Origin of the sequence: Parablastomonas sp. CN1-191 (assembly GCF_049354825.1) — a bacterium.
In the GTDB taxonomy this organism is placed as follows: Bacteria; Pseudomonadota; Alphaproteobacteria; order Sphingomonadales; family Sphingomonadaceae; genus Novosphingobium.
The window spans coordinates 1,853,954-1,872,159 of record NZ_CP186480.1 but is presented as its reverse complement, the minus strand read 5'-3'; the positions used below and the strand labels follow the sequence as shown (position 1 = coordinate 1,872,159).

The 18,206-nt window shown below is 70.5% G+C and carries 21 protein-coding genes and 1 pseudogene; 2 read left to right on the top strand and 20 right to left on the bottom strand.

All coding sequences use genetic code 11. From position 1 onward, the window contains the following. Positions 1–5 precede the first annotated feature (5 nt). The gene (locus ACOYW6_RS09300) at positions 6–1,556 is read left to right on the top strand and encodes a spinster family MFS transporter (RefSeq protein ID WP_423141046.1); all 1,551 of its coding nucleotides are present in this window, start codon (positions 6–8) and stop codon (positions 1,554–1,556) included. Here ACOYW6_RS09300 and ACOYW6_RS09295 read toward each other — a convergent pair. From ACOYW6_RS09295 to ACOYW6_RS09200, 20 genes and pseudogenes are all read right to left on the bottom strand, one after another. Then, the gene (locus tag ACOYW6_RS09295; protein WP_423141045.1) at positions 1,553–2,080 is read right to left on the bottom strand and encodes a superoxide dismutase family protein; all 528 of its coding nucleotides are present in this window, start codon (positions 2,078–2,080) and stop codon (positions 1,553–1,555) included. The two genes, ACOYW6_RS09300 and ACOYW6_RS09295, sit on opposite strands and share 4 nt — an antisense overlap. Positions 2,081–2,167: 87 nt before the next feature. Then, positions 2,168–3,292 (bottom strand): OmpA family protein, encoded by a 1,125-nt coding sequence (locus tag ACOYW6_RS09290; RefSeq protein WP_423141044.1) that lies wholly within the window; start codon positions 3,290–3,292, stop codon positions 2,168–2,170. Between the two features lie 203 nt (positions 3,293–3,495). Next, the gene (locus tag ACOYW6_RS09285) at positions 3,496–3,957 is read right to left on the bottom strand and encodes a DUF2793 domain-containing protein (protein ID WP_423141043.1); all 462 of its coding nucleotides are present in this window, start codon (positions 3,955–3,957) and stop codon (positions 3,496–3,498) included. A gap of 21 nt (positions 3,958–3,978) precedes the next feature. Continuing rightward, positions 3,979–6,147 carry a phage tail baseplate protein gene (locus ACOYW6_RS09280; RefSeq protein WP_423141042.1) on the bottom strand — a complete coding sequence of 723 codons (2,169 nt, stop codon included), beginning with the start codon at positions 6,145–6,147 and terminating at the stop codon, positions 3,979–3,981. After that, positions 6,147–6,557: an NlpC/P60 family protein gene (locus ACOYW6_RS09275; RefSeq protein WP_423141041.1), complete on the bottom strand. Its 411-nt coding sequence runs from the start codon at positions 6,555–6,557 to the stop codon at positions 6,147–6,149. The genes ACOYW6_RS09280 and ACOYW6_RS09275 overlap by 1 nt, the downstream gene beginning before the upstream one ends. Then, a complete protein-coding gene (locus ACOYW6_RS09270) occupies positions 6,554–7,378 on the bottom strand; it encodes a DUF2163 domain-containing protein (RefSeq protein ID WP_423141040.1) in 825 nt (274 codons plus the stop codon). Before ACOYW6_RS09270 ends, ACOYW6_RS09275 begins: the two co-directional genes overlap by 4 nt. Then, positions 7,375–9,649, bottom strand: a pseudogene (locus tag ACOYW6_RS09265) (DUF2460 domain-containing protein). The gene ACOYW6_RS09270 and the pseudogene ACOYW6_RS09265 overlap by 4 nt, the downstream one beginning before the upstream one ends. Before the next feature lie 16 nt (positions 9,650–9,665). Beyond that, positions 9,666–10,226: a tail tape measure protein gene (locus ACOYW6_RS09260; protein ID WP_423141039.1), complete on the bottom strand. Its 561-nt coding sequence runs from the start codon at positions 10,224–10,226 to the stop codon at positions 9,666–9,668. After that, positions 10,210–10,416 carry a phage tail assembly chaperone gene (locus ACOYW6_RS09255; protein ID WP_423141038.1) on the bottom strand — a complete coding sequence of 69 codons (207 nt, stop codon included), beginning with the start codon at positions 10,414–10,416 and terminating at the stop codon, positions 10,210–10,212. The genes ACOYW6_RS09260 and ACOYW6_RS09255 overlap by 17 nt, the downstream gene beginning before the upstream one ends. Next, a complete protein-coding gene (locus ACOYW6_RS09250) occupies positions 10,409–10,732 on the bottom strand; it encodes a gene transfer agent family protein (protein WP_423141037.1) in 324 nt (107 codons plus the stop codon). Before ACOYW6_RS09250 ends, ACOYW6_RS09255 begins: the two co-directional genes overlap by 8 nt. Then, on the bottom strand, positions 10,729–11,136 hold the full coding sequence (locus ACOYW6_RS09245) for a phage major tail protein, TP901-1 family (protein WP_423141036.1): 408 nt from the start codon (positions 11,134–11,136) through the stop codon (positions 10,729–10,731). The genes ACOYW6_RS09250 and ACOYW6_RS09245 overlap by 4 nt, the downstream gene beginning before the upstream one ends. A 67-nt stretch (positions 11,137–11,203) precedes the next feature. Next, a complete protein-coding gene (locus ACOYW6_RS09240) occupies positions 11,204–11,593 on the bottom strand; it encodes a DUF3168 domain-containing protein (RefSeq protein WP_423141035.1) in 390 nt (129 codons plus the stop codon). Then, a complete protein-coding gene (locus ACOYW6_RS09235; RefSeq protein WP_423141034.1) occupies positions 11,590–11,733 on the bottom strand; it encodes a hypothetical protein in 144 nt (47 codons plus the stop codon). Before ACOYW6_RS09235 ends, ACOYW6_RS09240 begins: the two co-directional genes overlap by 4 nt. Beyond that, positions 11,730–12,278 carry a head-tail connector protein gene (locus ACOYW6_RS09230; protein WP_423141033.1) on the bottom strand — a complete coding sequence of 183 codons (549 nt, stop codon included), beginning with the start codon at positions 12,276–12,278 and terminating at the stop codon, positions 11,730–11,732. The genes ACOYW6_RS09235 and ACOYW6_RS09230 overlap by 4 nt, the downstream gene beginning before the upstream one ends. Positions 12,279–12,369: 91 nt before the next feature. Continuing rightward, a complete protein-coding gene (locus ACOYW6_RS09225) occupies positions 12,370–13,509 on the bottom strand; it encodes a phage major capsid protein (protein ID WP_423141032.1) in 1,140 nt (379 codons plus the stop codon). 52 nt (positions 13,510–13,561) lie between these two features. Then, positions 13,562–13,957, bottom strand: a complete 396-nt coding sequence (locus ACOYW6_RS09220) for an HK97 family phage prohead protease (RefSeq protein WP_423143103.1) — start codon at positions 13,955–13,957, stop codon at positions 13,562–13,564. 2 nt (positions 13,958–13,959) lie between these two features. Further along, positions 13,960–14,268 (bottom strand): DUF6127 family protein, encoded by a 309-nt coding sequence (locus ACOYW6_RS09215; protein WP_423141031.1) that lies wholly within the window; start codon positions 14,266–14,268, stop codon positions 13,960–13,962. Then, on the bottom strand, positions 14,265–15,440 hold the full coding sequence (locus tag ACOYW6_RS09210) for a phage portal protein (RefSeq protein WP_423141030.1): 1,176 nt from the start codon (positions 15,438–15,440) through the stop codon (positions 14,265–14,267). The genes ACOYW6_RS09215 and ACOYW6_RS09210 overlap by 4 nt, the downstream gene beginning before the upstream one ends. 44 nt (positions 15,441–15,484) lie before the next feature. Then, positions 15,485–16,849 carry a DNA-packaging protein gene (locus tag ACOYW6_RS09205; RefSeq protein ID WP_423141029.1) on the bottom strand — a complete coding sequence of 455 codons (1,365 nt, stop codon included), beginning with the start codon at positions 16,847–16,849 and terminating at the stop codon, positions 15,485–15,487. Beyond that, positions 16,839–17,324, bottom strand: coding sequence for a hypothetical protein (locus ACOYW6_RS09200; protein WP_423141028.1), 486 nt, complete (start codon positions 17,322–17,324; stop codon positions 16,839–16,841). Before ACOYW6_RS09200 ends, ACOYW6_RS09205 begins: the two co-directional genes overlap by 11 nt. A 223-nt stretch (positions 17,325–17,547) precedes the next feature. On the opposite strand from ACOYW6_RS09200, the gene ACOYW6_RS09195 reads away from it, so the two are divergent. Further along, positions 17,548–18,189: a YqaA family protein gene (locus ACOYW6_RS09195; RefSeq protein ID WP_423141027.1), complete on the top strand. Its 642-nt coding sequence runs from the start codon at positions 17,548–17,550 to the stop codon at positions 18,187–18,189. Positions 18,190–18,206 lie beyond the last annotated feature (17 nt).

Below are 18,206 nucleotides of genomic sequence, written 5' to 3'. Positions count from 1 at the left end.
GAAGCATGGTGGAGGCTGAGAAGGCGAAGGTCGGCGGGTATAGCTGGTACGTTCTGTTCGTACTGGTGCTGGTCTACATCCTCAATTTCATCGACCGGCAGATCCTCAGCATCCTGGCGGTCGACATCAAGGCCGATCTCAAGCTGACCGATGGCGACCTTGGTTTTCTTGGCGGCGCTGCGTTCGCCGTGTTTTACGCCTTGTTCGGTATCCCGCTCGGGCGGCTGGCCGACAGCTGGCGGCGCGTCAGCCTGCTGACCATCGGCCTGGCGTTATGGTCGGCCATGACGGCCCTGTCGGGCTTTGCCCGCAACCACGTGATGCTGACGTTCGCCCGCATGGGCGTCGGCGTGGGCGAGGCGACCGCCAGCCCGACGGCCTATTCGCTGATTTCAGACTATTTCCCGGCCAGCCGCAAGGCGACCGCGCTGGCGATCTATTCGTCGGGCATTTACCTTGGCGGCGGCGTGTCGCTGTTGATCGGGGCATCGATCGGCAAGACGTGGAACGCGGCTTACCCGGGCGGTGGTCCGTTCGGCCTGGTGGGATGGCAGGCCGCGTTCCTGGCGGTCGGGGTCCCCGGCTTGCTGATGGCGCTGTGGGTGGCAAATCTGCGCGAACCGGCACGCAATGCCGATAGCGCCGACCAGACGCACCCATGGCGCGATTTCTTCACCGATCTGGCGCGGATCATACCGCCGTTCACGGCGATCTCTGCCCTGCGCCGCGGGCCGGCCGCGCTGGCCATCAACCTTCTGTTCGCGGCGGCAATGGTCCTGGTCGCGGCCGCGATGATCCGGCTGACCGGCAACGTCCCGCAGTGGTCAGCCGTTGCCTTCGGCTATTATGCCGTGTTCTCGTGGGCATCATCGCTGCGCCAGTCGGATCCGGCTACATATCGCCTGATCTGGGGAACCCCTGCGTTCGTCTGCACGACCCTGGGATACGGGCTGGTATCGCTGGTGGCATACGCGCTCTCGTTCTGGGCTGCGCCTTATGCCGAAACGGTGCTCAAGCTGCCCAAGTCGGAACTTGCCTTCATCCTGGGGGCCAACGGGGCGATCGCCGGGTTCCTTGGCGTGATCATCGGCGGACGCGTCGCCGACGCCTTGCGCGCCCGCAATCCGGCCGGACGGGTGCTTGTCATCCTCTTCGGTGTGCTGGCGCCGATCGTGCCGATCTGGGTTGGTTACACAACTGCCAACGCCGCGCTCTTCTACGCGATGAACTTTCTCGCCGGGATGTTCGGCGCGGCCGCGCTAGGTGCTGCTGCGGCGACGACGCAGGATCTGGTCCTGCCGCGCATGCGCGGAACGGCAACCGCGGCATTCTTCCTGGGAACGACGCTGATCGGCCTCTCGTTCGGACCATACCTGGTGGGGCAGATTTCCGATCTTGCCGGCGGCAGTGTCAATGGCAAGCCGGTGGGAGACTTGCGCGCGGGCGTCCTGTCGCTGATCGCCCTGGCGCCGATCGCGACCATTCTACTGATCTTCGCGTATCGCTCCGTGCCGCGTGCCGAGCGCACGCTGGCCGAGCGCGCTGCCGCGGCCTAGGTGCGCTTCAGGATCGCACAGGCGATGCGGCCGCCGCTGTTGCCGCTGGGATCGGTCTTGTAGTCGTCCGGTCCGGCGTGGATGACGATCGCAGAGCCATCGGCATCGAAGAGCGCGCTTTCGATCTCGCTGGCGGAGCCGCCCAGTTCGGCAGTAAGCGTGCCGACGCCCGCTGAATTGACCACGAGGTTCGGCAAGTCACCGAGGTGATGCCCGGCCGGGTTCATTGTTCCGTGCTGGTGCTGCCCGGGGTTGAGGTGGCCGCCGGCAGTCGTGAAATCCGGAGCATCGCAGCGGCCGGTCATGTGAAGGTGAATGCCGTGCTGACCCGCCGGCAGCCCCTGCGTGGCGATGGCCAGCGTGAGGCGGTCTCCGGTCCGGACCAGCGCCGCGGTGCCCCTGAGCGAACCGTCGGCGGCGTAAAACGTGCCCTGGCCATCGCGGGCGGCAAACGAGCTGCCGGTTGTCGTGCAAGCGGCGAGGGCAAGTGCGGGCAGGCTTAGTGCGGCAAGGGTACGGATCATCGGGCAATCCTCCATCGGTTCGATGGTGCAACGAAAAAGGGGCCGGATTGCTCCGACCCCCCATTCGTTTTCGGCAGAGCCGAGAGCTTACATGCCCGAACCCGGACCGTAAGTGATCTCGACGCGACGGTTCTGCAGTTCGCGCACACCGTCCGCAGTCGGGACGCGCGGGTTGCTTTCACCGAAGGCCTGGCTCGTGATCGAACCATCCGGGATACCGTGCGAGGTCAGGTACGCACGGACCGAGTCGTTACGGCGAGCCGACAGACCCAGGTTGTACTGCACCGTACCCGAACGGTCCGCATAGCCGGCGAGCATGATCGGCACGCTCTGGCAGTTGGCGTACGCGGTCACGGCGCTGTCGAGGATCGACGCGGCTTCCGGCGTGATGTCCGACTTATCCCAGTCGAAGAACACGATGTACGGGCCCTTGTTGCACTGGGCGACGACCGGCGGCGGCGGCGGCGGCGGCGGCGGCGGCGGCGGAGCCGGCGGCGGCGGCGGGGTCGGGATCACGTCCGGAGCACCACCGAAGTTGAAGGTGATGGTGCCGAGGAGGCTGTGCGAACGCCACTTGGTCGAAACCGCGCGGCCAGCCGAGTCGACCAGATCGATGTTGTTCTGGTTGAAGAAGCGATACTTCAGGCCAACGTCGATCATGTCGGTCAGCGGAGCGCGGACGCCCGCCAGGGCCTGCCAGGCAAAGCCGCTGTCCGAATCATCGATGAAGCCCGGGCCGCCGTTGCGGATCGAGTAACGATACTTCGCACGGCCGATACCGGCACCGGCACCGACGAAGCCCTGGATGCCGTCATCGGCACCGAAGTCGAGCATGCCGTTGAGCATGAACGCCAGGTTGTCGGCACGGCCGCCAACGTAGTCGTACATGCCGGCCGGCGACGAGGTCGTCAGCGTCGTGCCCGACGACGGAACCGTCACGATCGACGTGAGGGCCTGCGGGTTCGCCTTCTTGTAGCTGGCTTCGGCTTCGAGACGGAAACCGCCGAAGTCGTAACCGATCGAGGCACCGGCATCGCCACCAACGTGGTGATCGATGGTCACGCCATCGTTCGTGGTACCAACGTCGAACTTGGTGTCTTCGACGATCATCGGGCCGGCTTCGCCCTCGATATACCAAGCATCATTGCGAGCGAGCGCAGGCGTAGCGAGGGCCGTCGAGGCCAGCGCCATCCCTATGACAAGTTTCCGCATTATAGCATTCCCCTTTTGTAGATGAGCCACCGAGTGGTCATGTGTCTAACTGCTTCGAATCAAGCGCGCAAGCGCACAAAACCGTGAAGCTGTTGCAGTAAAGCCGCGAAAATGTTTCTGGCCCTTTTCCCGGCTCTCCCTGCAGGGAACGTTGGCAGTCAACGTTCAGTGCGCTCAATGCAGGCGGCAGCCAAGGGTTCCAGCTACTCGGGAGGAATCAATCCGAGTGTTGCAAGAATACCATACATCGCCGCGATGGCCGTGCGCGCGTCGGAGTCGGCCGTCGCCCCGCCTAGGGGCAGCGCGGGCCGCGCGGGACTGAGCCACGTCCCGCCGACATGGAACCAGGTGTTTCGGGCCGCCCGGTCATAGGCCCGGATGCCGTCGCGTGGTTCGACGAACAGCCAGCTCCCCCCGGCAAAGCTTGCCAGGCAACCATCGCGCCCTGCCCAGGCGTCGATACCGTCTGCCGCCACCAGCCAGCATTCGCCCTCGACCGGTGCCGCGGGCGGGTCCGAACGCGTCCCTTCCACGCAGGCGTGCAGCACGGCGTCGAGGCGCGCTGCGCTTTCGTTGACGGTCAGTTCCTTCTGGGCCTGTCCGGCAAAGAGCAGGGGCAGGGAAAAGCGGGCGGTGGCGCTGTCGAAAGCGATAGGATCGGCCATCGGAAGGGTCCTTGTTCGTGATCAGGGAAGGGCGATGAGCAGTGGTAGAGACAGGCCGAGATCGCCCTGCTGACGGATCTCGAACCAGCCGCCGCCGGGCAAGGCCGAGGCCGCCGCGGAATCCAGGGTCATGGCCGGTACCGCGACCTGCCAGTTCCGCTCGGTGCCGTCCGCGCCAACGAAGCGCACCAGATAGCTTTCCGACTGCTCGTTGAGCGGGGTCTCCACCCCGTCCAGCCATTGCCAGGCGCCGCGGGCACGCCGGGTCCAGGACAGCGCCAGGCCTCCGCCGGCCGGGCGAACGCACCGGCCGTGGACGGGTGACAGCGGCCGCCGCGTCGCGCCTGCCATCGCGATCGCACTGTGCGCCGGTTCGGCATCGTTGGCGCCGATGGCGGCAATGGTAACGCCCGGCCGCTCGCCGACGATCGCAGGATCGAGCGGAACCTCGGTCCCGTCGAGCAGGATGAACGCCTCGCCAGCCTGGTGTCCGCCGATCGCCGCTTCGGTCCCGCCCCGGCCCCTCAGCAGGCCGCGCAATTGCCATCTGCCGCCGCCCAGCGGCACCGCATCTGCGAACTGTAGCAGTTCTTCACCGACCAGTGCGCGGTTGGCGCCTTGCAGGCATTGCGCCAGCGAGGCTGGCGGCAAGTCCATCCCCGGATCCACGAGCGTGACCTCCAACGCGCTCGTCCGGTCAACCAGGTGCGGCGAGGCGGGTGCAAGCGCGGTGGTGACGGTTCCCATCACCGCGCGCGTCCGGCCGCTGGGGCCAAGCGGAACCAGCGTCCCATCACCGGGGTCGGCGAACAGCGCCGCTCCGCTCCAGGCCCCGCTGGCGGCCGAAACCGCCGCCCGCAGCGCCGGGCTCGTGCCGGCCCCGATCCCATCCCACGGCAGCTCGAACGCGGCGATGCGGGTCGGCCCTGCGATCACGTCCGCGGGCGGGACGACCTCGCCCGGCGCGGCGGCGACGGCATCAGGCAGCACGGGACCTGCGCGATTAAGCGTAAGCTCGACGCCGCCGTCGCGCAGTTCCCACTCGGCGATACGCCAGCGTCCGGGGTGACCGGGTACCGACGCCAGCACACCGGGGCCGGCTGCGGGGTCAAGCTGCGCGCACCGCCACGCCAGAGTCTGGCGCGCGATCCGGTCCTGCCGCGCCGCCCGGTCGATCATCCGCCGCGCGGCGGTTGCGGCCATCGCCGCGGGCAGCTCTATCGTGCGCGCCTGCAGCGCCGGGGTCGCACCGCCGGCGCGCTGGCTGCCGGGCTGATAATCGCGCGCGACGTCGTAATATCGCAGGATGCCGAACGGCCGCGCCGGCTGGGCGCGGCGTTCGCGGGCAGCGCCCGAGCGGCCGCCGAAGCCGTCACCGCTGGCCACCGCAGCTTCGGCAAGGCGCAGCGGCGCTGTGGCCGTCTCGTCGGCAATGGTCACCGATTCGCCGTCGACGACACAGCGCAGGGGCCGGACCGCGCAAATCGCGTCGAGCGCGTCGCCCAGCGCGCCTTCGAGCGCGAAGCCGGCCAGCCCATCGACGGCGGCAGTGACGGCGACGCCGGGCGCGGCTGCCGCGACGATTTCCGCCAGGCTGGGCATCGCATCGTCGGCGATCACCTCGAAGCTCAGCGCCGGGATGCGGTTGCCGAAGTCGGCGAGCTGGATGTCCTCGAACACCGCGTAGGCCATCCCGCGATAGGCCGGACAGCGGCCGGCGCCGACCGCTGCGGCGATCAGGGGATCGGCGGCTTGGTCGCCGTGGCCCTGGTGAACCCTGAGCGTGCCGGCCACCTTGAGGTCGCCCGCTGCACCGCGCAGCAGTTTGCCGTCGGCCCAGATCCGCCCGACCCCGGCAATCGGGCGGCTCGAGACCGCGACGGCGAACGACGCGGTATAGGAATAGGTCGTCGTGGCAGGTTTGCCCTTGCCGCTGCCTTGCTTGTCGCGATGTTCGGCCAGGTCGGTCGCCCAGATGATCGAGCCGGCCGTGCGCATTCGTCCGAACTGGGCGGGAACGGGCGCGCCGTAGTTCGACGTCGCGACCGACAGCTCGGCCAGGCGCGCGCCTTCGCGGGTGCCCGGCTTGAACGCCAGCGTATCGATCTGGCGCCCGGCGATCGCGCCGAGCGCGCCGCCAAGCGGACCGCCGACGACCGTGCCGACCGCCGACAGAAAGAGCGTGGCCATCAGTCGGTTTCCTTCTCGAGACGCCAATGGGCGATGATGACCTCGTCCGCGCCGCGCGGCGCCTTGACGACGCGGCGCAGGCCCGCGTGGGCGTGGATGGCCGCACCGTCGGCGGCGACGATGACGACATGCGCCTGGCCGGGCCCGGTGCGCAGCAGCAAGGCGTCCCCTGCCCGCGCCGCGCCGGACGCGGCGCCGAAGCCAAGGGGACCCGGCAGCGGCAGCCAGTCCGCGGGGTCCGCCAGGCGCAGCGTATAGCCGCGTGGAAGCACGGTAGCGTGCCCTGCCATCCGCAGTGCCGCCTCGAGCAGCCCGACACAGTCGAGCCCGCGCTGCGGATCGCGGCCGTGGAGGCGAAACGGCGTGCCCAGCAGGCTCTCCGCCGCTGCCGCCAGCGCCGCCCCGGTCATTGGCCGGGCGCCGGATAGCGGGCGACCAGGTCATTGCCGGGCAGGAACGGTTCGCCGCGAAAGTTGACCGCGTTGGCAAACCGGTCGGCGCAGGTTTCCAGGGTCCGGTCGCAGCCTTCGCGAACCAGCAGCCGCGCGCCGATGTCCAGCCCGCGGTCGAGCGGCGTGTCGAGTGCCAGCTGGTCCGTGCCGGCCAGCCCGGCGATGCCCATCGCGATGCCCGCATAAACGCCGTCGAGCCAGCGCACCGTCCCGCTGACAAGGCTTGCCAGCGGCACGGGGCACGCGATCGCGATTGCGCATTCCTCGCCGTCGCCACCGGTCAGCACCGCCTCGTGAGTGAAGCGCGCTGCCGAAAGCGTGCAGCCGGGACCGCAAAATTGCGCGCGGCAGCCGGGCGACGTGCGCGGGACCGGGTCGGCGTCGAGCTCGGCCTTGCGCGATTGCAGCGCGGCGCGGAACGATCCGTCCTCCTCGCTCACCCCGCCAAGCGTCCCGGCATAGAGCGGCGCGGCCTCGGCGGTTTCCCAGTCGACCATGCCGATCGTCACGCGGGCGCCATCGAAACGGCCGAGCGCGAGATCGTCCTCGGATATCGCCTCGTCCGTCAGCGCACCGGTCACCTCGGCGCTATCCTCCTCCAGGCGATCGCTGCGCCGGATCGCGGACGGCAGCATCCCCGGCGCGGCGTAGTGGCAGACGCCTGCGAACCAGAGGTCGCGGTCGTGCGTGGTCATCCCCAGGGTGACGCCGTCGCGCCGCTCGACCCGCCAGTACATCGCCGCGGTGTCGAGCGCGCCGGCGAACCAGACCCGGCTCATGCCGCCTCGCGTACTTCGATGACCGGAACCGACGGCGCCTCGCCCGCGGCAAAGGCCGCGCCGGAAACCTGCAGGCGATCCTCGGCGAAGCGGACCGGAACGTCGAACAGGAACCCGGCGGTGACTGCGGCGCCGGCGGGCGGGGCGGCGCTGAAGGTCACGATGCCGTGCTCGCCCAGGGTCCATCCGTCGGCCACGGCGCCGTTCACAGCAATCGCCACGCTGCCGACAACCGGACGCGTGATCCGCCGCGGCTGGGCCTCGTCGCCTTCGCCGTAGCGCTTGATCAGCGCGAAGCTGGCCGTCAGTCCGTCACCGGCGCCGATGACCTGGTCCACCGGTGCCGGGATGCCCGTCATGCCATTGGAGCTGAAATCGGAGGGATCGCGCAGGCGGAACCCGCGCGCCGCGCCGCGCCGCGCGCGGAAAAACGCGATCAGGGTGCCCAGTTCGGCGTCGGAGCGGATGCCGGGCCCGATGTCGAAATGCAGCCGCGCGTTCGACCACAGGGTATTGCGGTGCTCGAACCCCGAGGCGGTCGTCGCCACGCTGGTCGAGAATTCGGGCATCACGGTGGCATCGCGGCCGAGCGCGAGCGGATAGGACACGTCATCGAAAGCCTGCATGGCAACCTCGCTCATGGGAAGGAACACGAACCCGTCGCGGCACACTTGCGGCAGGGCCCAGACGAAGCGTTCGTGCGCGCCGCGCGTCGCCGCTTCGCCCAGGCCGCCGTCGATCGCGCGCCACTGTGCCAGGTCGCCGGGGCGCGTGACGAAGCCGGCCAGGTAGTCGGTCTCGGCCAATGGATACCCCAGCCGCGCCGCCACTTCGGCATAGCCCGCGCGGCGCAGGGCATCGGCGCCGGCGGTCAGCCAGTCGTAATCCTCGACCTGCAGCCGGTCGAAGGCGGGCGCTGCCCAGCCCGGCGGCAGGTTCATCCTTGTGGCGCCGGGCATCGCGGGATCGAGAATGGTGGGCAAAAAGGCCAGCAACAGGACTTCGGCCGGCGCGGGTGCGGCCGCGGCCCGAACGGCATCGCGCAAGGCGCCGGTCGACGCTGCCAGCAGCGCGCCGGCGTGGTCGAGCAGGTCGGTTTCGGCCGTGCCGAGCGGCGCCGCCAGGTCCGCGATCACCGGGGGATCGCCCCCCAGCGCGGCGCGTGCGGCATCGTCGTAAAGGCAGGGCCGCCGGTCGGGCATGACCCACCACCACGGTTCGCCGACCTGGACCCGCACGGCTGCGCCGCTGTCCTTCAGCATCCGCGCGATGGCCGCCGCCGCGGCTTGCAGCCAGCCCATCGCCGCCGCGCTTGCCGGCGACAGCAGCGCCGAGGGCGGCTCCCACCCGGTCCGCGCCGGGCTGCCGTCTGCGGCGCGCTGTTGCCACGCCTCGGGGCAGAGGGCAGCCAGCAGCTCGTAGGACAGCGACGCGATCGGTGCGAAGCCCATGCCGGCGGCAAGCGCGAAGAACTCCGCGTGCCAGGCCCGCGCCGGGGCGGCCAGCGGATCGCCGTCCGTCGCCACCAGCTGGTCGCCGCCCAGCCGCATGAAGTGGCTCATCCCGGCATAGTGCAGCAGGCTGCCGCGATAGCCGAGCTGGCGGGCACCGCGCAGCAGCCGTGCCGGGGCCTGGTTGCAGGCATCGTCATAAGCGGTCGCGATCGCCAGCCCGTGCGGCGGCACCACCACGTCGCCGATCTCGAGCAGCGCGCCCGCGCCGTCGCAGGCGATCCCGGTCAGCTCGGCCCAGCCCTCGGCCGGGGCGGCCCAGCGAAACGAACATCCGGTCGATCGCGGCGGGGTGCACCGCCTCGCCGTCGGCGGCCCAGCCTTCCGCCAGGGCCGAGAACGGCAGCACGATCGCCGCGTCCTCGCCGCTGCCGGCGGCGTAGTTCCACAGCCTGACGTACCAGGTGCGCGGGCTGCCGGCGGCGTCGCGCCCCTCGATCGTCAGCGTCGGGCCATCGACGGCGGACAGCGCGATCACGCCGCCGCTGCGCCAGCGAAAGCGCAACGTGGTGCGCGTGTAATCGCTGCTGGTTTCATAGGCGAGCAGCGGGTGGTCGAGCGTGTCCTCGCTGGTCCAGATCAGCCCGACCAGGTCGCCGGCGTTGTGAAAGGTCGCGTCGACGCGCAGCGCGTCGGGCGCCGGTGTGGTCAGCGCGGCCAGCGCCGGGCGCGGGAAATCCACGGTCCAGAAGCGCGGGTCGAAGCGCTGGATCCAGTCGCGATCCTGCTTCATGCGGCGTGTCGCCAACCAGAAGGCCATCGTTCGGCTTCCCTTATCAATAGTCGCTGAGCGCGCGGCGCACCGCGCTGGCGACCTGCCGCGACGATCGCTGCAGTGCTTGCGGCGCGGACGTGCCGCGCGGCGCTGCAATGGTGATGGCAACGCGCACGTCGCGCGGCGCCTGGGCCGCGCCGGGCACGATGCTGCCGGCGCTGGCGGGCATGAACAGCTCCGGTCCCCGTTCCCCCACCAGGTAAGGGCGGTCGGGCGCGACGGGGCCGCCGGTGGCGCGCCCGGGCAATCCCATGATGGAGCCGATCAGGCTGCCGAGGTTGAGGCCGCCGCCCTTGCCGCCACCAAGCCCGGCGAACAGGCTCGACACCGCTTGCGCGGCGATCTGGTCGATCACCCCCAGCGCGGCGCGTTTCAGGTCTTCGAAACCCAGGCTGCCCTTGCGGATCGCGCCCAGCAGCCCGCGTTCGAGGACGTCGCCGGCCTTGGCGAAGCCATCGACCAGGGTGGCGTCGAACGTGCCGCGCATTGCCTGGACGTCGGCGGCAAAGCCCTGGGTATTGGCGCGCACGTCAAGCAGCAGGGCATCAACCGGATCGGACATCGTCGGCCTCCATCATTCGGGCAAGTTCGCCGCGCGACAGCGGCGCGGCGGTTTCAGGTGGCGGTGCCAGCGCCGCGGCAAGGTCCGCCGGGGTGGCGCGCCAGGTCTCGTCGGGCCGCCAGCCGAGCAGGCGCGCGGCCAGCCCGACGAGCCGCGCCGCGCCGGCGCCGAAGCGGGCCTCGTCAGCCACGGCCCTGCAGGATCTGCGACAGCAGCGTGCGCAGCGGCGCGGTGGCGGCGGCAAGGCCCTGCGCGATCAGCGCCTCGCCCAGCGCCTTGCGGTCAATATCGCCGCGGTCGGCCAGGCAGTGCCAGAACAGCGCCGCGATCTCCGCCAGCCTGAGCTGCCCGGCGCCGGCCCGCTCGACCAGCGCGAACAGCGGGCCGAGTTCTTCCTCTGCCGCCACCAGGGCGGCGAACGTTGGCCGCAGGACCACGCGGCGGCCCGCCACCGCGAAAGCGGCCTCGCCCCGCCAGGGGTTGGGTGCTGCGTCGGCCTCGCTCATGCCGCCACGACCTCGCCCGAGCTTTCGAGCGTGAGCGTGTAGTTGCGCTCACCGTTGAAATCGCCCGAGTAGTCGAGCCGCGCGACCGCGAACCGGCCGCGCAGCTTGGCGCCGTCCTCGAACGACAATTCGCATTCGGCCAGCTGGCCCGTCATCGCCAGGTCGCGGAGCTGGTTCTCGGCGTCGCTGCCAAGGAAGATGCCCGCCGCGCTGACCGACACCTGGCGCGTCCCGGCGCCCGCCAGGATCTCGCGCCAGCCGCCCGAATCCTTGGACGTGATGACAACCGTTTCGCCGGTGATCGACATCTGCGTGGTGCGCAGCCCGGCAACGGTCCGATAGACCGGCGGCGTTTCGCCGTCGGCCAGCTTGAGGAGGAAGGAAGCGCCTTTCTGGGCAGGCATGATGATGTCCTTTCTTTGAAAATGCGTTGGTTCGCCCGCGCTGGCGTTGCGGCCGTCCGTGCCGGCGTCAGCCGGACAGGATGCGAAACCGGTATTCGAGCAGGATCGCGCGCGTGTTCGCGGCGCGCTGTTCGGCGCGCGAACGCAGGAACTGGCTGGTGACGACGGCGAAGCCGTCCTGGTCGGGCGGCAGCGCGGCGATGCGGTCTTCGATGGCGCGAACAAGGCCGGCCGCGGTTCCGGGCGCATCGCCGCGGCAATGCAGTTCCAGCGCGATGCGGACTTCGCGGCCGGCGGCGTCCTTGGTGCTCCAGTCGGCACTGGCGCTGGCGGCGATGGCAAGCCACGGCAGCTCGGAGCGGAGCGGGGCTTCCTCCACAACGGCGTTCAGCGCGGCAAGCGCGGGGTCCATCTCGAGCCAGTCGATCAGCGCGGCGCGCAGGGCGATTTCCATCATGGCTCCTTCCGGGCGAAGCGGGGCCAGACCAGCCGCGCGTCGCGCCAGCGCCGCTCGGGGCTGAGCGCGCGGGCAGCGCGGCGGGCGGCGGCGATGCGCAGCGCGGCCGCGACCAGCGCGGCGAAGGGATCGCCGCTCATGCCAGCCGCATCCGGCGCCACGGCTGCCACAGCGCGGCAACCGCGGCGGGCAGCGCCGGCGCGGCCTCGGCGCTCTGGCGTTCGCTCCAGGCGTTGGCGGCATAGCGGACCACGCCTTGGCGCAGCGCATCGGGCAGGACGAGCCAGTCGGCGGCGATCCCGGCGGTAAAGCGCACCGCCACGCGGCCAGCCTCGCCCGCATCCATCACCAGCACGCGGCCGACGCCGTCGGCATCGAGCTCGACCGCATAGGCCGTGGCCGCCAGCGCGGTGCGCTGGCCGCTTGCGGCGATGCCTTCCAGCGCCGTGATTGCCTGCACCGGGCGCGTCGCCAGCGCCTGCCAGGCGGCGGCGGCGGGAAGAACTTCCTCGCACTCGGCCTGGAGCGGCATCTGGCCAATGAAGCCTTCGCACAGCTCCAGGCCCGCGCGCAGCAGCGCTTCCAGGGCCGGATCGGTGGCCGGCGTGGTGATCCCGAGCCAGCCTTTGAGCTCGGATAGCGCGGCCGGCGACACATCGACCGGCGCGGCAAGAACCCGCTGCATCGCGGCCTCCGTTCTTCAAGAAATAAGGGGGGTGACGCCGCGGGTGAGGGGACCACCCGCGGCGCCGGTCTCGAGCCTGAAGGCGCGGTCCTTAGGCCGAGATTTTCAGCAGCTTGATCGCGTCGCTGTCGAGCACCTGCCCGCCGATCCGCTTGGTCGCGTAGAAGTTCACGAACGGCTTGTTGGTGAACGGGTCGCGCAGGATCGACGTGCTCCGGCGCTCGGCGATCAGGTAGCCGTTATGGAAGTTGCCGAACGCGATCGGAAAGGCGCCCGCGGCGACGTCCGGCATGTCCTCGGCCTCGACCACCGGGTAGCCCAGCAGCCGGTCGGGCTGGCCGGCCATGATGCCCGCCTGCCAGATGAAGCTGCCGTCGGCGGCCTTGAACTTGCGCACTTGCGCCAGCGTGGCGGAGTTCATGACGAAGCAGGCGCCCTGGCGGTGCCCGGCCTTCAGCGTGTGGACCAGGTCGATCAGCTTCAGCTCGGGCGCGGTATCGAAGCCGGTGGCATTGCCCGTGGCGGTCATCTGCAGCGTCCCGAACGGGCGGCTGGCATCGTTGGCGGCGCTGGTCGGCGCGGCCAGGAAGCCCTTGGGCTGGTTGATGCCGGTGCCGTTCACGAACGCGGCCCCTTCGGCGCGGGCGAACTCGCTGGCGATCTGGTCCGCCAGCCAGCTTTCGAGGTCGAACGCCGCATCGTCGAGCATGGCCTGGCTGGCCGAGGGGTTGGCATAAAGCTCACCCGAGGGGGGCACGATCTCGACGAACTTGGGCGTGCCGGTGTCGGGACGGGTGGCCGTCTCGCTGACCCAGCCCGACGCGGGGGCGCCGGTGGTGATCAGCTTGCGATAGCCGCTGGTGCCGGTCTGGACGACCTGTGCAATCGCTCGGATCGGGCTGATGGCGGCCAGCTGCCGGGCGATCATGGCGTCGATCTCGCGCGGGACGGCATAGCCGCCGTCGCCGCCGACGCCCTGGGTCAGCGATTTCAGCTCGGTCTCGCGGCCGCGGCGCAAGTAGCCGTCGACGAAGCCCTTGAGCTCGACCGACGGCGCGGCGCCGCCGTCCAGCGCGGGGCGCGTCGCGGCCCGGGCGACCTTGTCGAGCCGCGCCTTCACCTCGTCGACATCGCCGCGAAGCGCGCCGATCGCCGCGTCGGCGGCATCGGCCCGTGCGACCAGGTCGAACGAGGCGTCGAGCGGATCGGAAACGGTAACAACGGTATCCATGGGGGCAGTACCTTTCATCATGGCCGGATGGCCGGGGCGGGGTGGATTGGTGTCAGGGCCGGGTCAGCAGGTGGACGCGCGCGCCCGGCTGCATCGGGTGCGTGACGAGGCTGACCTCGAAGACGTCGACCTCGATCAGGTCGCGTCCGGCCTGGCTGCGGTCGAAGGCGCGGGCGCGGTAGCCGAAGCTCAGCCCGGTCACCGCGCCGCGCGTCAGCGCCGCGGCGGCGCCGCCCTGGGGATTGTCGATGGTAGCGACCACGCGCAGACCGCGCGCATCTTCGCGGGCGCTTTCGATCCAGCCGATGCGCTGCTCGGGCCGGTGCTGCCAGAACAGCGGCAGGGGCTCCTGGCGTTCGGCCAGGGTGCGCACGAAGGCGCCCGGACGAATGGTGTCGCGGCCCGCGTCGCGCTTGCCGAACAGCGCGGCATAGCCGGCAAACCGCAGCGTCACTTGAGCAGGCCCGTCACGCCGAGCCGGTAGGCCATGCCCGCCAGCAACAGCGCGAAGACGCCGCGCGCGATCCACGCGATCGCCGCGCGCCAGGCGCTGCGCTTGGCATCGCGCCACGCCGCCAGCAGTTCGCGCAGCTCGTTCTGGTCCGCTTCGGCGCCGGGGTCGGCCAGGCCCAGGCGGTGCAGCGCGCGTTCGGCGCCGATCTCGCTGGCTTCCTCGACGATCGCGCGCAGCGTCACGAAATCGCCGCCGCTGTCGGCCGCCTGGGCCAGCAGGCGCGCCAGGACGTCATCGGAGTTCATGATTTGTTCTCCACGCTAGGGGATGTCGGCTGGATGCCGAGGGCGGCGCGCTTTTCGGCCGGAGACAGGAAGTCGGCAGCGGCGACTTGCGCCCACAGCGCTTCCCGGTCCTCGGCCAGCGCCGGCACCTTGTCCTGGTCGATGGCCAGCGCGGCGCCGGGAAACCACGTCGCCAGCCCTTCGGCGATGGCGCCCAGGATCTTGCCCGCCAGCGGCAGCAGCGTCAGGCGCCACAGCGCGCGGTTGGCCTCGCGGTAATTGGCGTAAGTGGCGTCGCCCGGCAGGCCCAGCAGCATCGGCGGCACCCCGAAAGCCAGCGCGATGTCGCGCGCCGCCGCCGCCTTCAGGCTTGCGAAGTCCATGTCGGCGGGCGACAGGCTGAGCGGCTGCCATTTCAGCCCCCCTTCCAAAAGCAGCGGCCGCCCGGCGTTGAGCGCGCCGGCATAGGCGCTGGTCAGCTCCGCCTTCAGGCGGTCGAACTGGTCGGACGACAGCGCCGATCCGTCGGCGCCGTCGAATACCAGCGCGCCCGATGGCCGCGCCGCGTTCTCCAGCAGCGTGCGGTTCCAGGCCGCGGCGGCGTTGTGGGTCGCCACCGCCTCGTTGGCGGCGGCCAGGCAGCCGGCGCCGTAGTGATCGTCTGCCGGGTGGAAGAAGCGGACGTGGACCAGGTTGGGGCTGGCGTCCTGGTCGAAAACCGGGATGGTCAAAGCCTTGTCGCCGACGCGGTAGGCATAAGCCGCCGGCCAGCCGTCCGCGCCCGGCACCACCGTGACCCGCTCGGGCCGCAGCGCGAAAAGCTCCACCGGCTGGCCGGCGGCATCCTTCAGCACCTGGACGTAAGCATTGCCGTGCAGCAGCAACTGGCTCGCCAGCGTTTCCATCAGCGGTTGCCCGGCGCTGGTATCCTTCACCAGCGCCGCCAGCCGGGCATCGACCGGCTGCAGCGGCGCCCCGCCGATCCCTTCGGCCACCAGCCGCACCGCGCGCTGCGCCACCGGGTTGTCGAGGTAGGCGCGGCGCACCGCAGCGGTATATTCGAACGGGGCCCGCACATCGCCGCCATCGGCAAAATACCACGGACTGGAAAACCCGCGCGGTATCGGCCCGCTCAGGGGCACGCGCGCGGCCTCGCCCTTGAAGGCGGCGGCCAGCGATTGAAGGAACGACATAAGGGGCCTTTCTGATTGGGGCAGGCGCGAACGGCTAGGGCGGGTCACATCGCCAGCACGCGCGGCCGGGCGCGGCGTTGCAGGCACAATTCGGTCAGCGCCCAGACCAGCGCGTCGGCGCGGTCGGGACTGCGGCCCGGGCCTTCGTAGCGGCCGCCGGTCATCAGGCCGCACATCTCGTCTTCCAGCGCCGCGAACAGGCCGGCGTGGCGAACCTTGCCGCTCTGGTACAGCGCCGCCACCGGCTCCGCCCGGGCGACCTTGCCGGTAGAGGCGTGGACCAGCGTGATCGGCAAGGCGGCGTCGGCGGCGCGCAGCACCGCCTCCACCATCTTGCCGCCCTGGTTGGCCTCGGCGATGACCCGGTCGGCATCCCACGCGGCGGCGGCATCGGCCACCGCGCGGGCCCATTGTTCGGGCCCGGCCCGCTCGACGCTGGCGTCGGCAAGCACCGCGGCGCTGCCATCCGCCAGCAACGCGGCCACCACGATGCCGCAGGCATCGCCCCCGGAACCGGAAGCGCCGCCCGCGGGCGGATCGACGCCGATCACCGTGCGCACCCGTTCCTGGGGCAGGACCGCGGCGCGGCACCGCTCGATCAGCGCCCGGCTCCACAGCGCGCCGTCGACCTCGCCCAGCAGCTCGCCGTCCAGCTCCTGCCGCCCCAGCGACGATCCGCCGAACTGGTCCAGCATCGCCTCGTAATAGGTGGTCGGCAGCACCCCGGCGTTGTCGGCGGTGCGGCCGCGCGCCACCACTACCGCGCCGCCGCGCGCCTCGGCCATCAGCCGGGTCATCAGCGGCACCCGGCGCGGCGTGCTGGTGGCCAGCACGCGCGGGTGGTCGCCCAGCCGCATGCCCAGCTGCAGGTTGTCCCACGCGGCGATGGCGCGGCCGCCGGCGTTGTCCCACTTGGCGATCTCGTCGCACCAGGCATGGCTGTGCTGGGGCCCGCGCAGGCTTTCCGGCTCACCGGCAGAATAGAGGAACGCCTGCGCGCCGTTGGGCCATAGCAGCCGCTTCAGGGACGGTTCGAACTCTGGCGCCAGCGCGCCGGGCGATGCGGCCAGCACGCCGCTTTCCCCTTCGACCATGACGCTGCGCACTTCGCCCAGGCTGGCGCCGACCAGCGCGATGCGCGCCTCCGGGTCCTGGCGCGCGACATCGCGCACCCACTCGGCCCCGGCGCGGGTCTTGCCGAAACCGCGCCCGGCGCAGATCAGCCACACCCGCCACGGCCCGCCCGGCGGCAACTGTTCGTCGCGCGCCCAGATCTCCCAGTGCCAGTTGCCCAGCGCGGCGCGCTCGTGCGCGGCCAGCTGCTTGTCCAGCACCAGCCGGTCCTCAAGCCCGGCATCGTCGAAGCGGCGGAACCAGCTGCCGCGGCTGGTGCGCGGCCTATTCGTCATGGCTGCCCGCGGCCCTGGCGGCCCGGCGCGCGGCCAGCGCCTCGGCCTGTTGCTGGCGCTCGCGCAGGCGGTCGATCTTGGCGTTGATCGACTGGATCGTGGTCACCTCGTCGGCCAGCGATCGGCGGCTCTTCTCGCGCATCACCGTCTCGCGGTGCGCGGTGATGCACTTGAACGCGGTGCCGATGTCGAACTTGCGCCGGGTGCCGTCCTCCAGTTCGTCCTCCAGCCGCCCGGTCCGCAGCCGCTCCAGCAGTTCCATCTCCAGCGTGTCGTAACCCTCTGCCAGCGCCGCGTACCAGCGCTGGGCAAAGGCGGGGTCGTCGCGGCGCTTCTTGTAAACCAGCGACTGGCTGACGCTGGCGGCATCGGCCGATGCCTTGATGTTCGATGTTTCGGCCAGGTGATTGATGAAGATGTCGGGCCAGTTCTTGGGCGCGCCGTAAAGCCGCTTGCCCGTGCTGTCGGTTGCCATGGTGTCTCCCCGCCGTGAACGCGAAACACGCGAAAACGCCGCCGCGCCGGTGTGGGCCGGCGGCGGTGCGCTTCGAATCGGTCTGTCGCGATGTTCCGTTTATGTACCCAAACAGCGTGACGCTGTCAATATAAAATAACCCATATGGTTATCTCTTGTCGTTCCCGCGTGCCATCGCTAGGGCGGCGGCGCCGCTTTTCGCGCGGCGCTGGAGCCGTCCCGAATGCTGCGTCGCCTTTACGAATGGACCCTCGACAAGGCCGCGCATCGCCATGCCATGTGGTGGCTGGCGCTGTTCGCGTTCGTGGAAGCCAGCTTCTTTCCGATCCCGCCGCACCCGGTACTGGGTCTGATGTGCCTGGCGCAGCCGAAACACGCGCTGCGCTATGCGCTGGTGGCCACGCTGGCCTCGGTCGCGGGCGGACTGCTCGGCTACGGCATCGGTTATGCGCTGTACGATACCGTCGGCGCGCAGCTGCTGCACCTGCTCCACCTGACGGACAGCTTCCCGCGCGCGGCCTGCTACCTGCGCGAATACGGGGCGGAGATCATCATGGTGAAGGGGGCGACCCCGATCCCGTTCAAGCTGATCACGATCACGGCCGGCTTCATCCACATGCCGCTGCTGACCTTCCTGGGCGCCAGCCTGGTCAGCCGCGCGATCAGCTTCATGATCGTGGGCGTGCTGTTCCGCCTGTTCGGCGCCCCGATCAAGGCCTTCATCGACAAGTACCTGGGCCTGGTCACGGTCGGCTTCGTGGTGCTGGTGGTGGGCGGCTTCATCGCCGCCACGATGCTGTCGGGCCACGGCGGCAAGGCGAATGACGCCTGCGCGCAGGTAACCGCCGCCGCGCCCGCCGCCTGAAGCGGAACCGCCGCCGC

Coding starts and splice junctions, on each gene's coding strand:
- ACOYW6_RS09300 (WP_423141046.1), top strand. CDS start 6: ATGGTGGAGGCTGAGAAGGCGAAGGTCGGCGGGTATAGCTGGTACGTT.
- ACOYW6_RS09295 (WP_423141045.1), bottom strand. CDS start 2,080: ATGATCCGTACCCTTGCCGCACTAAGCCTGCCCGCACTTGCCCTCGCC.
- ACOYW6_RS09290 (WP_423141044.1), bottom strand. CDS start 3,292: ATGCGGAAACTTGTCATAGGGATGGCGCTGGCCTCGACGGCCCTCGCT.
- ACOYW6_RS09285 (WP_423141043.1), bottom strand. CDS start 3,957: ATGGCCGATCCTATCGCTTTCGACAGCGCCACCGCCCGCTTTTCCCTG.
- ACOYW6_RS09280 (WP_423141042.1), bottom strand. CDS start 6,147: ATGGCCACGCTCTTTCTGTCGGCGGTCGGCACGGTCGTCGGCGGTCCG.
- ACOYW6_RS09275 (WP_423141041.1), bottom strand. CDS start 6,557: ATGACCGGGGCGGCGCTGGCGGCAGCGGCGGAGAGCCTGCTGGGCACG.
- ACOYW6_RS09270 (WP_423141040.1), bottom strand. CDS start 7,378: ATGAGCCGGGTCTGGTTCGCCGGCGCGCTCGACACCGCGGCGATGTAC.
- ACOYW6_RS09260 (WP_423141039.1), bottom strand. CDS start 10,226: ATGTCCGATCCGGTTGATGCCCTGCTGCTTGACGTGCGCGCCAATACC.
- ACOYW6_RS09250 (WP_423141037.1), bottom strand. CDS start 10,732: ATGAGCGAGGCCGACGCAGCACCCAACCCCTGGCGGGGCGAGGCCGCT.
- ACOYW6_RS09245 (WP_423141036.1), bottom strand. CDS start 11,136: ATGCCTGCCCAGAAAGGCGCTTCCTTCCTCCTCAAGCTGGCCGACGGC.
- ACOYW6_RS09240 (WP_423141035.1), bottom strand. CDS start 11,593: ATGATGGAAATCGCCCTGCGCGCCGCGCTGATCGACTGGCTCGAGATG.
- ACOYW6_RS09235 (WP_423141034.1), bottom strand. CDS start 11,733: ATGAGCGGCGATCCCTTCGCCGCGCTGGTCGCGGCCGCGCTGCGCATC.
- ACOYW6_RS09230 (WP_423141033.1), bottom strand. CDS start 12,278: ATGCAGCGGGTTCTTGCCGCGCCGGTCGATGTGTCGCCGGCCGCGCTA.
- ACOYW6_RS09225 (WP_423141032.1), bottom strand. CDS start 13,509: ATGGATACCGTTGTTACCGTTTCCGATCCGCTCGACGCCTCGTTCGAC.
- ACOYW6_RS09215 (WP_423141031.1), bottom strand. CDS start 14,268: ATGAACTCCGATGACGTCCTGGCGCGCCTGCTGGCCCAGGCGGCCGAC.
- ACOYW6_RS09210 (WP_423141030.1), bottom strand. CDS start 15,440: ATGTCGTTCCTTCAATCGCTGGCCGCCGCCTTCAAGGGCGAGGCCGCG.
- ACOYW6_RS09205 (WP_423141029.1), bottom strand. CDS start 16,849: ATGACGAATAGGCCGCGCACCAGCCGCGGCAGCTGGTTCCGCCGCTTC.
- ACOYW6_RS09200 (WP_423141028.1), bottom strand. CDS start 17,324: ATGGCAACCGACAGCACGGGCAAGCGGCTTTACGGCGCGCCCAAGAAC.
- ACOYW6_RS09195 (WP_423141027.1), top strand. CDS start 17,548: ATGCTGCGTCGCCTTTACGAATGGACCCTCGACAAGGCCGCGCATCGC.